The organism is Methylobacterium guangdongense, from assembly GCF_038442355.1.
Taxonomy (GTDB): domain Bacteria; phylum Pseudomonadota; class Alphaproteobacteria; order Rhizobiales; family Beijerinckiaceae; genus Methylobacterium; species Methylobacterium guangdongense.
Map to the genome: position 1 here is coordinate 1 of NZ_JBBXMX010000040.1, position 15931 is coordinate 15931.

At 63.0% G+C, this 15931-nt stretch carries 17 protein-coding genes; 11 read left to right on the forward strand and 6 right to left on the reverse strand.

What is annotated here, in order from left to right:
• Nucleotides 1-195 precede the first annotated feature (195 nt).
• A complete protein-coding gene (locus AAHG09_RS30795) occupies nucleotides 196-402 on the forward strand; it encodes a hypothetical protein (protein ID WP_342111991.1) in 207 nt (68 codons plus the stop codon).
• 135 nt (nucleotides 403-537) lie between these two features.
• Complete coding sequence (locus tag AAHG09_RS30800; RefSeq protein WP_342111994.1) at nucleotides 538-981, forward strand: hypothetical protein; 444 nt, start codon at nucleotides 538-540, stop codon at nucleotides 979-981.
• A gap of 37 nt (nucleotides 982-1018) precedes the next feature.
• Here AAHG09_RS30800 and AAHG09_RS30805 read toward each other — a convergent pair whose 3' ends face one another.
• From AAHG09_RS30805 to AAHG09_RS30820, 4 genes are all read right to left on the reverse strand, one after another.
• A complete protein-coding gene (locus AAHG09_RS30805) occupies nucleotides 1019-1207 on the reverse strand; it encodes a hypothetical protein (RefSeq protein WP_342111996.1) in 189 nt (62 codons plus the stop codon).
• A gap of 207 nt (nucleotides 1208-1414) precedes the next feature.
• On the reverse strand, nucleotides 1415-1912 hold the full coding sequence (locus AAHG09_RS30810; RefSeq protein ID WP_342111999.1) for a hypothetical protein: 498 nt from the start codon (nucleotides 1910-1912) through the stop codon (nucleotides 1415-1417).
• Nucleotides 1905-2579, reverse strand: coding sequence for a ParA family protein (locus tag AAHG09_RS30815; protein WP_342112002.1), 675 nt, complete (start codon nucleotides 2577-2579; stop codon nucleotides 1905-1907). Before AAHG09_RS30815 ends, AAHG09_RS30810 begins: the two co-directional genes overlap by 8 nt.
• Nucleotides 2580-2771: 192 nt before the next feature.
• Nucleotides 2772-3020 (reverse strand): hypothetical protein, encoded by a 249-nt coding sequence (locus tag AAHG09_RS30820; RefSeq protein WP_342112004.1) that lies wholly within the window; start codon nucleotides 3018-3020, stop codon nucleotides 2772-2774.
• Nucleotides 3021-3190: 170 nt separating this feature from the next.
• On the opposite strand from AAHG09_RS30820, the gene AAHG09_RS30825 reads away from it, so the two are divergent.
• The 4 genes from AAHG09_RS30825 to AAHG09_RS30840 all read left to right on the forward strand — a co-directional run bounded on the left by AAHG09_RS30825 (nucleotide 3191) and on the right by AAHG09_RS30840 (nucleotide 5188).
• Nucleotides 3191-3385, forward strand: coding sequence for a hypothetical protein (locus AAHG09_RS30825; RefSeq protein ID WP_342112006.1), 195 nt, complete (start codon nucleotides 3191-3193; stop codon nucleotides 3383-3385).
• A 469-nt stretch (nucleotides 3386-3854) separates the two neighbouring features.
• Complete coding sequence (locus AAHG09_RS30830; protein ID WP_342112008.1) at nucleotides 3855-4016, forward strand: hypothetical protein; 162 nt, start codon at nucleotides 3855-3857, stop codon at nucleotides 4014-4016.
• A gap of 177 nt (nucleotides 4017-4193) precedes the next feature.
• On the forward strand, nucleotides 4194-4667 hold the full coding sequence (locus AAHG09_RS30835) for a hypothetical protein (RefSeq protein WP_342112011.1): 474 nt from the start codon (nucleotides 4194-4196) through the stop codon (nucleotides 4665-4667).
• Between the two features lie 104 nt (nucleotides 4668-4771).
• Nucleotides 4772-5188 carry a hypothetical protein gene (locus tag AAHG09_RS30840; protein WP_342112012.1) on the forward strand — a complete coding sequence of 139 codons (417 nt, stop codon included), beginning with the start codon at nucleotides 4772-4774 and terminating at the stop codon, nucleotides 5186-5188.
• 447 nt (nucleotides 5189-5635) lie between these two features.
• Here the strand turns inward: AAHG09_RS30840 and AAHG09_RS30845 are convergent, their stop codons facing one another.
• Complete coding sequence (locus AAHG09_RS30845) at nucleotides 5636-6268, reverse strand: recombinase family protein (protein ID WP_342112013.1); 633 nt, start codon at nucleotides 6266-6268, stop codon at nucleotides 5636-5638.
• A 555-nt stretch (nucleotides 6269-6823) separates the two neighbouring features.
• Between AAHG09_RS30845 and AAHG09_RS30850 the strand changes: the two genes are divergently transcribed.
• The 5 genes from AAHG09_RS30850 (at nucleotide 6824) to AAHG09_RS30870 (ending at nucleotide 14091) form a co-directional block, all read left to right on the forward strand.
• Nucleotides 6824-10570: a hypothetical protein gene (locus AAHG09_RS30850; protein WP_342112014.1), complete on the forward strand. Its 3747-nt coding sequence runs from the start codon at nucleotides 6824-6826 to the stop codon at nucleotides 10568-10570.
• 358 nt (nucleotides 10571-10928) lie between these two features.
• Nucleotides 10929-12140 (forward strand): hypothetical protein, encoded by a 1212-nt coding sequence (locus AAHG09_RS30855; RefSeq protein WP_342112016.1) that lies wholly within the window; start codon nucleotides 10929-10931, stop codon nucleotides 12138-12140.
• Nucleotides 12141-12518: 378 nt separating this feature from the next.
• On the forward strand, nucleotides 12519-13025 hold the full coding sequence (locus AAHG09_RS30860; protein WP_342112018.1) for a hypothetical protein: 507 nt from the start codon (nucleotides 12519-12521) through the stop codon (nucleotides 13023-13025).
• Between the two features lie 24 nt (nucleotides 13026-13049).
• Nucleotides 13050-13343, forward strand: a complete 294-nt coding sequence (locus tag AAHG09_RS30865; protein WP_342112021.1) for a hypothetical protein — start codon at nucleotides 13050-13052, stop codon at nucleotides 13341-13343.
• A 466-nt stretch (nucleotides 13344-13809) separates the two neighbouring features.
• On the forward strand, nucleotides 13810-14091 hold the full coding sequence (locus AAHG09_RS30870; protein WP_342112023.1) for a hypothetical protein: 282 nt from the start codon (nucleotides 13810-13812) through the stop codon (nucleotides 14089-14091).
• A 265-nt stretch (nucleotides 14092-14356) separates the two neighbouring features.
• Here the strand turns inward: AAHG09_RS30870 and AAHG09_RS30875 are convergent, their stop codons facing one another.
• Entirely contained in the window at nucleotides 14357-15094 is a 738-nt protein-coding gene (locus AAHG09_RS30875; RefSeq protein ID WP_342112025.1) for a hypothetical protein, read from the reverse strand.
• Nucleotides 15095-15931: the final 837 nt, after the last annotated feature.

A 15931-nucleotide genomic window follows, 5' to 3' on the forward strand; every position in this document is an offset into this window, starting at 1 on the left:
GAGATATAAGTCTGTATTCCTGAGGCATGCGCTATGCGTGACCCACCCTGCATGTTTGTGCATGGGGGCATTCCAATATGTCGCACCCCCGCTGTGGATAGGCCCGACAGGATCACCGTCGCCAAGCTAGACAGTAGCGGATAACTGTACGGCGGTGCATCGGCGCGGCGCGGTCGGGTTAACGTTGAGGGTGTGATGGGCTCGACCGTCGTCCTGATCCCGATGGGTCCCGGCGAGAATGACGCGCTCGACGTGATCGACAGGCTCGCCCAGAAGAACGGACATCGTGTCGATCCAAGACCCCTCAACCATGAATGGGCGGTGGCGATCACCGGACCGAACGAGACCAGTGACGAGATGACGGAGATTTATTCGGAAGCTCGGCGGTACCTTGAGGTCTGAAACACCTGTCCGCAGTTGATCTACAGGGTGTTTATCGCGGTCTAGACCCGAATTTATGTCGGTTTGGCCGCGAATTTATAGTTGTAGACGTGAACCGATAGAACCTGCATTCTGTTCGCAGATCAGGAGGTTTCTATGTCCAACACTAAGCAACGTGGCCGCCCGCGTAATGCATCGCGGCTCAACGAGTCAGATTACGCCAGCCTTGAGCGCGTGGCCGACTACCTCTTAGCCAACCCAGGACTCAAGTTCCCCACGACGGCGATGCGGCGGATCGGGATCAACAACCCGAACGACCACAAGCGCCTCTTGTCCAAGTGGTGGCCTGTCGAGGACCGCTACATGCGCGCTGCCCAGGCCCGACGCACGGCCGCGCAGATCGCGGTGTTCGAGGAAGGGGTGCGCCAGATCGTGGTGTTCGCCGGACAAGTCGGCGCCGTTATTCAGCGCGTCGTGGTCGAAGGCGTGAATCGATACGAGCAGTGGGCGCGCGAGAACCCCGAGCAGGCCGCAAAGCTCAAGGCGACCATGGTGGCGTACCGCGATAAGCAACTGCGCCTAGAGGATCGCCACCGCTGAACCGAGACATAGGCCCGGCGGCACGACCGTCGCCGGGTCAGCCCCAGTGGCACCCGCTGAGCTGCGCGACCTGGAGCGCGATCACCACGACGATCCCGATCTGGATCCGGCGGATGAACGTGTTGTTCTGCGCGACCGCCTTCGTGATGGTGACGGTCTGGAGGTGTACTGCCGCGGTATCCTGTCGGGTGTGGACCAGCAACGCCTCCGTCTGAGCCGTGTCCAAGCCATACCGCCGGGGATCGTCGTCGGACCAACTCAGATCCCCGTTCGTGGCAGAGGCCGCTGCGGATAGGTTCTCGACGTGATCAGGATCAAGAACCTTACGTTCAGCGTCACCAGGACCAACGACACGCTGGCTACCCATACTGGTCCCCTATGGTTTTCCGCTATGTCACAATGTCGATATGGTCATATGACCACATGACCACCTTTACATGTCGTCCAACGATAGTCCGTCCGCCTTGCCGTACTTCTGTAGGACGAGAAACAGGCCCTCGCGATAGAGCTGCTGCGCGGCTACGTCATTCTCGTACGCCAGAGCGCGGAACAGCTTGAACGTCGCCTCCCGAGCGTAAAGCGAGCGCTGCGCGTAGTCGGCCGGTTCGGGCTTCGGCGCCTCACGACGCAACCGTGCGTGCTCCCGGCGCGACAGGACGGACGGTGCGGCCTTGGCCTTGGTCGGCTTCGGCGCCGCGACCTTGGGCGTCTCGGCCTTAGCCTTGGTCTCCGGCCTGTACGCGGTCGGCGCGCTACCCTTCAACGCGGTCCCACCCCGGTCCTGAGTCGGCCCCGCAACCGCCACCGCAGTCGGTTTGGGCTGTTCGGCCTCGACCGCTTGGACGGGTGCAGCAGCAGGCTTCGGCGCCTCCACCGGATCTTCCGGCAGATCGATCATGTCGGCGTAGGACGGGCGGGGTCTATCAGCCACGGGGCTCTCCCTCGATCTTCTGTTTCACATGATCCCAAAGGCCGTCGATCTCGGCCGCCGCCTTGCTGGTAGTGGTCGACTCGTGCGGCCCGTATCCGAGACCGATGGCGCGCTTAAACTCGACGCGATCCGTGACGGTGCAGGCCACCGGGCCGTGTTTCTCCAGGACGGCGACGATCTCGGCGTTCTCGCGGACCTGTAGGTGGCTCGCACGGGACAGGACGAACGCGAACTTGCCGGCCGCGTGGTCGCGCACCTGTTTCAGGGTCGGCCCCAGGGCGCGCATATCCTGCGGCGACGGTTGGACGGGGATGACCACCGCATCCGCACCCCGCAGCGCTGCCGCCACGTCGTCGTCGGCCGTGCCGGCGGTATCGATGATCACCAAGAGGTTGTTGCCGGCGTTCCTGGCCCGCGCTTCCTCGATCCATGCCCCGATCCGCGCCGCCCCGACCTTGCGCAACGGGATGTCTGCCGGCCAGGAGTCTTCGGAAACCCATTCCCGCAGCTTCATCCGCGCATCTACCCACGCGGCCGTCGAGCCTTGCGGGTCCAGATCGACAAGCGCCACGCGCCGGCCGTCGAGCTGCGCGGCCACGGCGAGGGACACCGCAAGGGTGCTCTTGCCGCTGCCCCCCTTTTGGCTCACGAACGTAACGACGTGCATTCTCACGCCCTTCCACTGGTATGGGTGAACGGTGGTCCGCTTGTCCCGGTGTCCGCCGTATCGGGTGTGCATATCATCATGTGGTCATATGAGTCGATGACCACGGATACTCCCAGGAAGCCCGCCAGCCGATCCCGGCACCGAGACAGCGCCGAGACCGCTACCGCCCGTCCAGGCGGCTCCTAGGCGATCCTAGACGCCCTTCGACAGGTCGGTGAACGCGTGCCCCCGCGTCCGCAGGTACGCCCGCACCGCCCGGCGCAAGATCTCCTGAGCCTGGACGCCATCCTGCGCCGCCACCACCCGCACGGCGCGAACCACCTCACCATGCGCATAGAGCGTCAAACGGGGCAGCGTCGCCCGCGTCGGCCTCCGAACCGAGATCTCGCCGGCCCTGTCCGTAACCACGGCCCCGACGCCGCGCCGTCCCCTCGACTTCATACTGATCATCCTCTCGTCGCGTATCGCTATCGCGTCACAGAGCGGTCGGCAAGTACATCTATGAATAACAACGCCCGATCATAGGGTTGAGATTTATAGAAATACTGAAAGATCTTGACGGCGCGTCCGCGGAATACCACCATAACGACATCACGCCATCGGACAGACCAATGATCCACGTCCCCCCGCCCGACCACGACGACACGCTCGAGTCGTTGCTTTGCGAAGCCCTCGATGCGGCTGCCGCCGATCCCGTGCGCGTCGCGTTGCTCACCCGGTTGTGCCTTATGACGGCTGATTTCGACCGGGATGCCGACCTCGAACGCCTGCGCCTGGACGGGCTGCCCCAGGTTTTCCGTGCTTGACCGCGCCGAGCTGCGTCGCCTCGCTGATGAAGCCCTGGAGGCGTTCGGAGAGCCGCGGGTGATCCAAGCCGGGCGCAGCGGCCGAGACAGTCCGCCTACGATCACGCCGCCGGCCGACAGGGTGATGAACCTGCGGATCGAATGCAGTTGCGGCCACGTCGGTCACGTCGATATGAGGCCCGCCCACGCGATCCAGGCGCGGTTCGTGTGTAGCGCATGCTCCCGGCCAGTCGTTCCGATCTGATCCGAGGACATGATTTACGACTCGATTTACTTTGAGCCCAACCGACCCTAAAAACGGGGTCATGACTCCTCGGATGTGGCCGGCTAATCCGTATATCCAGGCATGGTAAGTTGACAGTACGCCGTTTTTATGGTATAGAACGGCTACAATCCAAATCTTTTGTGCGAAGCAGCCTCCCGGATGATTTTCCGGGGGGTTTTTCGCGTTTATTACGAAGGTATCCACATGACCACGCTCAACATCCGGCTCGATGCCACGATGCTGGAGACGTTGCGTGCGCAGGCCCAGTCCAGGGGCCTCCGACTGGCAGAGCATATCCGCTCCCAGCTCTCCGTGACGCTCGACCGGCCCCACAACATACTTGCCGTTCGGGAGGCTGCCCGATGACAACCCGCCGGCAGGTTCATCCAAACGCGGCACCCGTAGAAGTACGACTCCACGTCCCGGCAGATGCGCACGAAGACTTCAAGGCGATGGCCCGCGTGAAGGGGCTCCCAGTCTCGACGTTCCTGCGCTCCATCGCGCTCGAATACAGGGCGCGCGTCTATGCGAAGGTAAAATCCAATGACTGAAACACAGAGGCTGGCCGCGCTCCAGCGAGAGCTTGCCGAGACCAAGAGGGCCCTGGCCGAAGCCAACCTGAAAGACCAGCGCTCCCGTGCGATCCGTGATGAGATTGCCCGCCGCCGGCTCCCTAATCCCGCGTCCGTTGAAGCCATGGTCCATCAGCAGATTGCCTCGCTGGAGGATGGCCGCCTTGTCGTCGTGGACGGGAACGGCGTGCCCGTGATCGGCAATTCCGAGGGTGCCTACAAGACGGTCTCGGACCTCCTTGATGAAGTCTCAATCGATTGGCTGAAGAGCAGCGGCACTGACACGGCAGACCATGGCCGCTCAGATAAGAACAACCCGTTCGTCAACGCCGACACTGCGCGCGGCTACAACATGTCGGAGATCATGCTTCTCTATAAGCGTGATCCCGAGACCGCCGAAGCCATGGCCGCTGATGCCAATTTCTGGAAGGGAATAAAGCAGTGAGCAATCCCGGACCTCAGCGGGGCTGGAAGACGAAACGAGACAAGGCCTCCGCCAATAGCGCTGCATACGACGAACGCGCTGCTGTCCGTGCAGAGCGTCAACGTATGGCGCAAGATCTGATAGATGCCAGCAACGCCGCCGCCGCCGAGAACGCAAAGCTTCAAGCCCGCGCCCGCTGCTCTTGCCCAGTTTGCGACAGCGGCCCGGTAGACGTAGAACTGGCCGCCCGCGTGATTACCGCACTCGCGCGGATGCCGGCCCACGTGCAGACAGATCCTGCCGTACTGGCGACGCTGAGCACCATCGTCTCTGGTCGGGATATCGATCTCAGCGCCGCCTACTCGACCAATCTCGGACTGCACCGGCCGCACAAGGTCTACGCCCCGGTTCCCCTGGCCGAGCCGGCGGCCAACACGCCACAGGAAGCACCTGTCATCCCGACCAAGCGCAGGAAGCCGACCGCCGCCGAGATCTTCGCCGCTGGAGGTGATGAAGGCGCTCTGGACCTGTCAGAGGACTGAGCTATGGTCATCAGCATAACCCAAGACGGTCCGATGATCCTCGCCCTGGCATCGGGCGCGTATATGCTGTGGGCGTTCATCCCGTAGCGGGGGCCGCCGATCCTCCGAGACACGTAAGGGACAGACATCCAAAACATGATGCTCGAGTCCCATACTCCATAGCATCCGTCCCGCGGTCCTAATGATCGCCACACGGCCGCTGATCACAACCGTTGGGCGGGCCTTCGATCATTGCGACGGGGCGGAAAACCTGTCGTTACCAGACAGACGACCCTCAAAAAGATTTATTTACATTTCCAAGTCGCATCAATTTGATTTGAGGTGCCTGGATACGAAAAAGCGCCACCCTGTGGGGCAGCGCTTCGGCATCGGCGGGCTTTGCTTGAACCTGCGGGGGACCTGTCGGTGCCGCCCACCACTCATATGTGACCTTGGCCGGGCCGTGGTTCAAGACCAGCGGGCCAACGCGGCTTCGGCTTCGACCGGATCGGCTTGCACCCTGTAGATCGTCTGGCGGGTCAGCCCCGTCTCCGCGGCGATGGCCGAGACCCCGGCGCCTTGGCCGAGCATGCCTGAGATCACCGTGAGCTGTTCCCGTGTGTAGGAGGGCTTGCGACCCCGATAGGCGGTCTGCTCTGCCTGCCCTCGGGCGTGCGCAATGCCGGCCTTCTGTGCCTCGCGGGTGGCCTCCAGTTCGGCCTCCGCAGCGGCGGCCATGAACGAGATCATCGCATCCCGGATCGCCCGCTGCATCGGGTCCTTCGTGGCGCCGTCGAACGTCATGTTGCTTATGATGGTCCGGACGATGACACCCCGGCGCATCAGCTCCCGCATGACATCGGTGACATCCTCATATGAGCGGCCCAGGCGGTTGATCCACCGCACCACCAGGACATCCCCGGTGCGCAGCATGTCGAATAGCCGCCGACCTTCGGCCCGGTCCCGCAGCGGCTTCCGACCGCTCTCCCCGTGATCAGCAACCACTGCATCGAACACGAAGCCCGCGGCCTCGGCTTGGGTCTGCTGATGGGCCAGGGTCTGCTCTGCCGTCGAAACCCGCGCGTACAGGATGGTGGACATGGCTTAGATCCGTCCGTTGATCTGGTGTCCGTATATAAGCATGTACGTTGAACTAAAGCAACCCTTACGGACAGGTTTTTCGGTGGTGTCCGTGGAGTCCGCACAAGCATACCGCAACGGACATCGCCTCCCGAAGAATGTGATCCTAACTAGGACACAGAGCCTCACAATCCCTACTGCCGAAGATATCGGCCAGCATCAGATACCCACCATCATTTAGAGTGGTGATCTGTCCGGCGCCTCGATCAGCACGCCCGCGCACGAACGCATGCAACGCGTCATATAAATGGCGGGGGGTGGTCTTTTTTTGTGAGGACAGGGCCCCCGGTCAGCCGACACCTACATGCCGTATATCAAATTCCGCTCCGATTTAACCGCTAAACACTGCACCTGAAAACCTTTTTGGCAGTTTCAAAATCGACCCGGCGGGTATCAAGTTTTTCGCTCGGTTTTACCGGGCCTCCCCCGACCATCCCAACAACAATGCACCGCATGACGCGCCCTTGATCTGCTCGAATACTGCCGCGTGCGCAATAAAAACGAGACAATACAAGAATGGCCGACGATAAGATGAATTTGGAGATCGGGGTCGACGTTCGCGTCACCGATCTGGCCCAAGCCAAAGCGCTGCGTGAGGAATTCGAGCGGCTGAACGCCGAGATCCTGAAATTCGGTCGTGACCTGAAGGCGGCGGCTAATCCCATGTCGTCCCTTGGGCGGGCTCGCTCACAGCTTAGTGCAGGCGCCGCGCGTGGAGGGAATGCCGCCCTAGACGCTGAGAAGATGACGTTCTCTGAACTGCGGCGGCGTTTCGCATTCGAGAAGCGCATGCAGGCTCAGAAGGCGCGCGAGGAGTCGACGGCCGCAAAGCGCGTGAAGGAAGAGCAGGCCGAGACGCGTCGCGCCCTGAATGATCAGCTCACTTTTTCGATGCGGATGATGCGTGAGCGTGCCCGTGCCGAAGCTGAAGCGGAGCGCACCGCCCGTCGCGAGATTGAGGCGACCGCAAAGGCCCGCGATAAGGCGAACCGCAAGGCGATCAGCGACGCCAAGGAACTGTCACGCGCCCAGGGGAAGGCCGCGGAGCGTGCAGCTCGCGGCGCTGGTCAGATCCGTTCGGGCGTTGGTCGGGTGGCCGGCACCGCTGCCGCTACAGGCGCAGCCGCGGGTTACGGACTCGAACGAGCCGTAGATCGTGGCGTATCCACCCGTATGGACGTGGACTCGGCCGAGACCGCCCTGAAGATCTTCGGGGACATGCCGGACGGCAAGGGCGGCAAGCGCGCCATCACCGCGGCCGATATCCGCTCCCTGCGGCGCGGGCCTAATGGTCTCGACAACCTCGCGGTGCGTACCGGCACCTCTGTCCCCGATGCACTCCGGGCCTTCACGGAGGCGAGCAAGGCCGGACTCATGAGTCCCGCTGAGCAGGCTGCGAACATCCTTACGGCTGGTAACGGCCTAGAGCTTGACCCCACCAAGACGACACGTCTCCTCGGCACCATGGCTCGAAACATGGGCGCCGCTGCAACTCCCGCCCGCCTGAAGAAGACCTTGAACGCGGTCGCCATCGGCGCACGTGAAGACCCGACACAATCGAATGAAATTATCGAAGGTCTGAGCCGGGCTCAGGGTGTACTGGCAATGTCGTCTGGCATCACCGAGGAAGACTTAGTGGCGCTGGTCTCGGGCGGCCAGTCGGTCGGCATCCAGCCCGGGAAGGCCGGCACCGCCATCACGGCTCTAGCGCGCTCGATCCTGGAAGGCGGCAACAAGTTTATCGACCCGAAAAAGCGAAAGGAGCTGAATTTCGCATCGCGAAAGCTAGGCTTCGGCTCGGCTAGGGATATGGCGGGCAAGTTCGCCGGCAAGGATGGCAAGTCTGTCCTCTACCAGATCTTCGGCAACCTGAGGACCATGCCGGCTCAGCTCCGGCAACAGGTCGCTGATGCCTTGTCGGGCGGTCAGTGGGCGGATGAAGACCTCCAGATCGTCAACGGCATTGACGGGATGCGCTCCACCGACGCCGCGATCCAAGATCCGAAAAATGCAGGGTTCCTGGATGAAGCCAACGCCAAGAAAATGCAAAGCTGGCAGGGGCTTTGGAACCAGTCGAAGACGATCTTTAGCCTCTTCTGGGAAAGCTTTGGCGCCGGTTTCGACGGCATCTTACGGGATGTAAACGCCTTCGTTCTCGGCCTGCACGGCAAGATGGATTACGACCGGATCTCCGGTTACGTCCGCGAAGCGCTCGACGGCCTGCGGCAGGGGCTCGGCTTCGACTCCTGGAGGGAAGCGCTCCAGTCGCTAGTCCCGACCAATGCTAAGGATCTAGGAAAGAAGATCGGCCAGTTCGCCCGCGGGTTCGGTTCGGCCATCCGTCAGATCGCAGGCGCCGTGGCGTCAGTCGCCGGGATGTTCGGCGGTGGTGGCGGCGCGGAGTCGATGGGCAAGCTTACGGCTCAGTTCCTGGCCCTCGGCATCGCGTGCGTTGCCCTCGCTCCGGTCATGGGCGTGCTCGGTGGTCTCGCCAGCATCGTGCTCGGCCTCGCCAACGTGACCCGCGCCGCTACCAGTGTGCTTGGTCTCGGTGCCGGCGCGGCTGCTGGCGGACTCGGCGGCGGTGCGGTTGCTGGAGCCCTCGCTGGCGTCGCTCGCATCCTGTCGGGTGGGTTCGTGATTGGTTTGGCAGCGAGCATCGGGGCGATGCGCGGCGAGATTGCCACCATGGTGCTCTCTGCCGTTCGCCCGCTGGTAGCGGCGGTGTGGTCGGGCCTGAAACAGGCGTTCTCGTTGGAAGGCTTGAAGGCCGGCGGCAAGGCGATCATCGGCGAGCTGATACCCGCGCCGTTGCAACGCTGGTTGGATAGCGGCACCCCCGACCAGAGCAAGGCTGACAGCCCACGTTGGGTCGATCCGCCCTCACGGGACGCCGAGACCCCGCGCAAGCTCACCCAGGCGATCAAGGACAACACGGCCGCGTTGCAGGGCAAGACCAGGGCCGGCGCGGGCACGACAGCTTCCGCTGGGGCGATCTCGTTCGATGACTGGCAACGACAGATCGCCGGCATGCGCGGCGAGCAGGTGGGTGCCCAGGTCAACCGCGGCATCCGCGGTCATGTTGCACGTCTACGCGGCGGCGCCGAAGGCCAGAACGATGGCGATCCTGATCAGAAGTCCGGCGGCTCAAGATCTTGGAGAAACAACAATCCAGGAAATCTTGAATACGGCAACTTCGCTAAATCAATGGGCGCCATCGGCTCGGATGGCCGCTTTGCCAAGTTTAAGTCATACGAAGATGGTCGCAAAGCGCAAGAAAAACTACTGTTCGAGTCGAAGGGCTACAAGGATCTGACACTCGGACAGGCGATCCGCCGTTGGGCGCCCGGTTCCGAGAACAACGTCCCGGCCTACGTTGCGGCGATGGGCGGGGATGACCCGTCCAAGCGTATGTCCCAGTACACCCCGGAGCAGCGTGGCCGTCTCCTCGACGCCATGCAGGCGCACGAGGGCTGGCGTACCGGCACCATCGCGGGTGGCAACGTCGCGGCTTCGATGCCGGGCGGCAACCCTGTAGACGTGGCGTCCCGCTTCATCGGCATGGGCGAGACCAACAACCGCGCCGCGGTCGAAGGATTCGTCGGCCACGGTATCCGCGGTGCCGCTCAAGCTTGGTGCAGCAGATTCGTCAACGCGAGCCTCGCTGCCGTGGGCCAGACCGGCACCGGCTCGGCCGTGGCGAACTCATTTCTTCACTGGGGCAAGGCGATCACCGCCGACATGGTCCAGAAGGGTGACGTTCTGGTCGAGCACCGGGGCAAGGGCGACAACGGACTTGGCGGCCACGTCGGCTTCTCGACTGGTCGGACCCGCACGGGCCGCGACGGGCAGCTCGAATTGGAGATGTTGGCCGGCAACACCAACGACGAGGTGGCAGTCTCGTGGGAGAAAGCCTCCACCCTAGCGATCAGGCGCAGCAACCAGATCTCCGAACGGGTAGCGGCCGATACGAAGCGCACCCAGTCCCTCGGCTCAAGCGCGATGAAGCCGAACCTCGGGAACCTCGACGTGACCCCGCGGGCCGAACTCGGATCGAAGGCGTCGCTCGGCCAGGACACCCCTCTACGGCAGGCCCCGGTCGGATCGGGTGGTGGCGGCCAGGGTGGTGGTGGCAACACGACCACCAACCACATCAACATCAACGGCCACAACAAGAGTCCGAAGGAACTCGCCAGCGAGGTTCAACGGGCTGTCCAAGACGACATGAACCGTCGCGTCCACGACTTCGACGGCTTCGCATGACCAGGACGAGGCCCGGTGATCAGCAATCGGTCGCCGGGCTTCGATAGATTCAGCCTATCGTTCCGGACATGCCAATAGACCGCGCCCGATTGATTTCGAGGAACGGATCATGTACAGAGATCGGTGCGATTCATCGAATCGCGCGGTGCTAGGCCGATCTCGGGTTTCTAGACCGCCAGATCAATTCGGTCAACCGGAAAAATCCGGTGACTACGCCCCAAAAAGGGGCCCCGGCCAGCGGCTCGTTTCTGAGGCCAGACGCTGACGGGGTGCACAAGGGTTTTGGTACGTGGACAATGGCACGAAAGCGCTGATTGCGCAAGAGGTTACGGGAGATCTGCGCGACCGCGTGTTCATCATGCGGAACACCATCGACCCCGCATTCGCCGAGCAGATCGGCATGACGATGACCGGTCACCGGCACGTCGATACGGTTGTCCTGAGCGCCGCGGCGGAAGCGGTCCTGGCCTCATACGAGCCGCGGGCGACCAGCTACAGCCGGAACCGGAACTTCTATACCGGCAGGGGCGCCATCGATCTGGCCTTCACCCACGAGGCCGTGACGCGCGGGATCGATCACCTCGCCGGTCTCGGCCTGATCGACACGAACCTCGGCAACTTCCGCTCGAACGGCACCGGCAAGCAATCGACCTTCTGGGCGACGCCGCAGCTCCTGGATGTCTCTAGCAAGGCGCCCCGCATCCTGCGCCGGCAGACCGACTGCATTATCCAGAAGGACAAGCTGAAGCGCCCGGAGCCGTATGCCAGGACGCGGAACATCCTCGCGCTGCGCGACGACACGATGGCCTGGACGGAATCGGTGCACGCCGCCGATATCGGGCTTGCCGACGAGGCGGTCACTTGGACCGCAGACGGCCGCGTCGAGATCCCCAACGTCACGACGACCGGCGCCTCGATCTACATCCACACGGGCGATTTCGCCTTCTACCGGGTGTTCAACAACAGCTCGCTCAAGCAGGGCGGCCGGGCCTACGGGCACTGGTCGCAGAACCTGCCGGGCTCCTGGCGCCGCAAGATCCTGATCGATGGCGAGGTGGTCGCGCTGCTCGATTTCAGTGCCGCGCACCCGCGCATGGTCTACGCCCTCGCCGGCATCCCGTACCCGGCGAACTGGGACCCCTACACCGTGCCGGGGATCGACCGTGAGACGGCAAAGCTAGCCTTCCTGATCGTCCTCAACGCGGTGTCCCACAAGCAGGGCGTGGAGGCGATGGCCGGCAAGCTCGCAGGCGCGGACCAGCCGATCACCGCGGAGCACCAGCAGGCCGCCCGCGCGATCCTGAAGGCCATGGAGCAGGCCCACGAGCCGATCCGCTCCCAGTTCTACAAGGGCACCGGTCTCCAGTGCCAGTTCGTGGAGGCGATGATCCTCTCCGAGGTGGCGAAGGAAGCCCGGCGCGAGAACATCGTCACCCTGCCGGTGCATGACGAGCTGATCGTCCAGGAGCGCTACGCCGGGCGGGTCCACGAGCTGATGGTGAAGCACTGGCACGAGCAGATCAGGAAGCAGTTCGGCGCCGCGGCGGCGGTCGATCCGGTCATCAAATGACGGGCATACCCGCCCAGAAACGGCAATCGCCAAAAGACATGGAAGCCGCTGTAAACAAACAGGAAATCGCTCTAGCGTCTTACATATGAAGAAGAAGGGCTTCCCCTTCCCCCCCTCTCTCCTCCTCTCCTTCCCCTGCCCCGGGCTTTTTGCGTCCGATCAGGCTCTGGTTTCAGCCTGCGGCAGGATCTGATCCGCTCACCCCTCACTCCGGCCGGATCTGGATCACCGACGTCGTCTCCGTCTCATTCCTGGTCGGGATCTGCTCGACCTCGACACCGGTGCCGACGCGTCCAGCGATGTAGCGGCGCTGGCCAACCACCCGTGATTTGCCAATGAAATCAGTGGTATAATGCCGTTATGAAGACGGTAGGTGATATGTCTAGCAGCTCAGAACCCGATACCCCGACCAAGCAGCAGATCGACCGCGCCCGCCGAGCAGAGCGTGCGCGTCGTCGCCGGGCCGCTGCCGGTGCAACACCGCGCTCGCATTCCCAGGCCGCGCTGATCCGGGCCCTCGATCTCAACCCCAACACCGTTAAATCCTGGAAGCGCCGGCACCGCCTACGGGCGGAACGCGACCTGGACGTGCACCCCAACGCGTACCCTACGGGGTCCGATCAGGTTGCACCCTTTTCCGTACTCGACCGGTCGATCACCGAGACGCACCCCGTTTCGTACCCTTCTGCCGATCAGGCGGGTGCACCCGAATACGTGCCCTCCGAGACCATGGCCGATCACCTGCACCGCGTTGCGTACCTCCCCGGTGGCCGGTCCCTCGCCTTCCTCGCCATCGTGGAAGGGCTCTTCCTCAACGCCGCTGCCGCCCGCGACGAGTGGGCCGAGACCGATCCCGAGTTGCGGGCGCTGCTCGCCGCCGAATGACATCCATCCCGATAGGAGAACCCAATGACCGACACCCCGCCCAAGCGGCGCAAGTACGAGACGCGCCGCCGTAACTTCGAGAGCCGCATCGATCCGAAGCACCTCCTGGTGGATCGCACCGAATGGATCCAGCCCGTGCGGGTGCCGGCGCCGATCACCATGCCGGTGTTGCCGGACCATGGGATCACTGACGCCTCTCTCGGCCTCGATCCCGACGATAGCGCGCAGATCCGCGCAGAGACCTACCTGTCGGCCGTGGTCGGGAAACAGCTCCGTGATCGGGCAGACGCCCGCCGTGCAGCTCGACGGGCCGCCTGATGTCCTACGATGCCCATGTAGTAGATTGGCAGATCTAGCGGGAACTGATCCGCCTCGTCGCCCGACCGCCGATCCGGTGGATGGCCTCGATGGCCGCCTGATCGCCGGCCTGATATCCGCTGGAGCCCGCCCCGATCACCAAGCGCCAGTGTCGGGGGCATCCCCCCGAAAATCCTCCCCCTTCGGCCAGCCGACAGCGTCCACCGGAATCGGTGTCACCGCATTGGCCGCGGGAAGCAGATATCGCCGCAACGGCCAAGCCGCTGGGAAGGTTCCATGAACCCCGCCGCAGCCCGTAGGCAAATGCGGCGGGGAGCCGGCGCGCTTGAGGGGCGATAACCGCCGGCCCAATCAAGATAGCGCGCAACTATATAGCTCGCAATCTATATGGTCGTAGATCGACTACTATCCTCGAAACATCATTAACCCATGGTCGGGCTTGTCCCGCCGCAACCTCGAATCCTTCATGTCCCGCCTCGAAACCGTGAACGTCGGCCTCGAACCCGACATCCTCGCCCTGATCGATCTCCTGCGCCGCAGCTCGCCCGATCTCCCCTCTCGCAGCTCTATCATCCGACAGTTGGTCAACGTCGCCGTCGCCGTCTTTACCGACGAGGCTTCCGTGGAGGCGCTGGCAGAGCATCATGCCGCGTGGGCCGAGATGCTGGCCGAGCAGACGCAGTCCGAATCGAACGGCCCGACCGTCGAGTGGCCGGGTCGCCCGTTCAAGTTCAATGAACCGACCTAGGGGTGGCCGGGAATCCCCGACCACCAGATTCTCTAGCTTCTACAAGCTCTTATCAGATTCGCGATAGCCTCTGAGAAGGTCAAAACAACCATACAAATAATCTGCCATTGAAGCATAGTTAAACCCAAAACAAGCATAGTATTGTCCTAAATATATCGTTTCCGTATCCTCCTGAGAACTGTGGAGCGGGACGAAGTGTTAGAATGTGTTCTCGCTAGTATATAGCGTTCCATTCAGCCTGATCTGGCCTCCGCTCGAAACTTTTTCACGAATCTCGGACCCGCTCGTTCGCCAGCCTCCCGCGCCGCGGCCGTCCCACTTCCTCGCCAAGCCCCTTCCCCGGTATTCCCAGGCGGACCAGTCCCGCAGGATTCTGAACCTCGCTACTCATGGGGTGAGTCTTCCTGCATCCACCCCCCGCACGACGTTTCACCCAGGCGGCCAGCTCGCGCGACAGGATGGTGATCCGATTCGTCCGGTTGCGATCACCATGGCGGCGGCGCTCCTCGATCAGGATCAGCCCGGTATCGTGGGCGATCCGCAGGGCCTGCTGCACCATGCGGCGCGAGACCCCTGCCAGCGCGGCGACCGCGTCCACCGCCAACTCACAGGCTCCTTTCGACGCGATCTCCCGCACGACCACGGCCAGCACGCTCTGCTCTGAAACTGTGAACCGGCTCGCCACCGCCGGGGGCAACCACCCGGCTGCCGCCGATGCCCTGCGCCGCTCGATCAGTACCGTGCGCTCGGGAGCCCGCTGGCGGCGCTTGGGCGGGAAGATGGACCGACATGCGCCGATCTGCACGGCCGCCGTCCTGGAGCTTCCTGGAGCGCCTGCGCGCGCACGTAAGATCCCGTCCAGGTGTTCGGCCTCGTCGTCGGTGACGGTTCCTGCCGTCACGGCCTGCCACAGCCGCCGTCCAACCTCTGGAAGGGAAGCCCTTGGGGCCGTCTCGATCTCAAGGCGCAGCACGTCGGCCGCGCTGACTACAGCACGTTCCATCGGTCTCAGGTCTCCAGCGAGACCCGCCGATCCAGGCACCGATCCACAGGGCAGCCGCCCGCATTCGCAGAAGTCGCCTTCTGCGTTGACAGTGGGGCCGAGGCTGTGGGAGGATCATGACGCCAATCGATGATCTTCTTTGGCCTCGGCCTTAGACCTTGGACCCGCCCTTCGTGGCGGGTTCTTGCGTTTAAGGGCTCGTCGTTGTGGTCATCTCCGAGTCGGTGGCGACGGTGTTATCCGTGCCAAGCTTGCATGTCGCCGGATCGCTCCCGTGAAGTCAAACCGGGCTCAGAGAAGCGCACGCGGACGGGGTTGCGCCCGAACACGCCGCCGCGGTCTGCGCTTGGTTCTCCAATGTCGAACCTCGCACAGGAGCGCAGTAACAGCCACCAGAACACTTCCGGTTGCTGTCAGGATTGCTGGCGCTTGGCTTGTATCCATGAATTTCCCTCCGTGGTTGGAGCCATTAAGAGGGGGCCAGACAGGTTTCGGGTCAAGCCGAGAATGTGGCGAACCAAGGCCGAAAAGAGGCCAGAATGTGGCGAGGCTTCAATTACGGCCACGTCCGCGGTTCGCGCGTGCGTTTGCCGATGTCGACGAGAACTATAGCCCATACTGTTTGTTGGCCGAAACTGTATTCGACCTCATGTTTTCAATACATTGGCAGAAGTAAATCGGGCGTTTTCCTTAGTTCACAATGAAGTAGTGAGATATAAGTCTGTATTCCTGAGGCATGCGCTATGCGTGACCCACCCTGCATGTTTGTGCATGGGGGCATTCCAATATGTCGCACCCCCGCTGTGGATAGGCCCGACAGGATCACCGTCGCCAAGC

What these genes read in the sequence shown, in the direction of transcription:
- AAHG09_RS30800 (WP_342111994.1), top strand. Translation starts at nt 538, where the DNA reads ATGTCCAACACTAAGCAACGTGGCCGCCCGCGTAATGCATCGCGGCTC.
- AAHG09_RS30850 (WP_342112014.1), top strand. Translation starts at nt 6,824, where the DNA reads ATGGCCGACGATAAGATGAATTTGGAGATCGGGGTCGACGTTCGCGTC.
- AAHG09_RS30845 (WP_342112013.1), bottom strand. Translation starts at nt 6,268, where the DNA reads ATGTCCACCATCCTGTACGCGCGGGTTTCGACGGCAGAGCAGACCCTG.
- AAHG09_RS30860 (WP_342112018.1), top strand. Translation starts at nt 12,519, where the DNA reads ATGTCTAGCAGCTCAGAACCCGATACCCCGACCAAGCAGCAGATCGAC.
- AAHG09_RS30830 (WP_342112008.1), top strand. Translation starts at nt 3,855, where the DNA reads ATGACCACGCTCAACATCCGGCTCGATGCCACGATGCTGGAGACGTTG.
- AAHG09_RS30875 (WP_342112025.1), bottom strand. Translation starts at nt 15,094, where the DNA reads ATGGAACGTGCTGTAGTCAGCGCGGCCGACGTGCTGCGCCTTGAGATC.
- AAHG09_RS30840 (WP_342112012.1), top strand. Translation starts at nt 4,772, where the DNA reads ATGGCGCAAGATCTGATAGATGCCAGCAACGCCGCCGCCGCCGAGAAC.
- AAHG09_RS30825 (WP_342112006.1), top strand. Translation starts at nt 3,191, where the DNA reads ATGATCCACGTCCCCCCGCCCGACCACGACGACACGCTCGAGTCGTTG.
- AAHG09_RS30835 (WP_342112011.1), top strand. Translation starts at nt 4,194, where the DNA reads ATGACTGAAACACAGAGGCTGGCCGCGCTCCAGCGAGAGCTTGCCGAG.
- AAHG09_RS30815 (WP_342112002.1), bottom strand. Translation starts at nt 2,579, where the DNA reads ATGCACGTCGTTACGTTCGTGAGCCAAAAGGGGGGCAGCGGCAAGAGC.
- AAHG09_RS30870 (WP_342112023.1), top strand. Translation starts at nt 13,810, where the DNA reads ATGTCCCGCCTCGAAACCGTGAACGTCGGCCTCGAACCCGACATCCTC.
- AAHG09_RS30795 (WP_342111991.1), top strand. Translation starts at nt 196, where the DNA reads ATGGGCTCGACCGTCGTCCTGATCCCGATGGGTCCCGGCGAGAATGAC.
- AAHG09_RS30855 (WP_342112016.1), top strand. Translation starts at nt 10,929, where the DNA reads ATGCGGAACACCATCGACCCCGCATTCGCCGAGCAGATCGGCATGACG.
- AAHG09_RS30865 (WP_342112021.1), top strand. Translation starts at nt 13,050, where the DNA reads ATGACCGACACCCCGCCCAAGCGGCGCAAGTACGAGACGCGCCGCCGT.
- AAHG09_RS30820 (WP_342112004.1), bottom strand. Translation starts at nt 3,020, where the DNA reads ATGAAGTCGAGGGGACGGCGCGGCGTCGGGGCCGTGGTTACGGACAGG.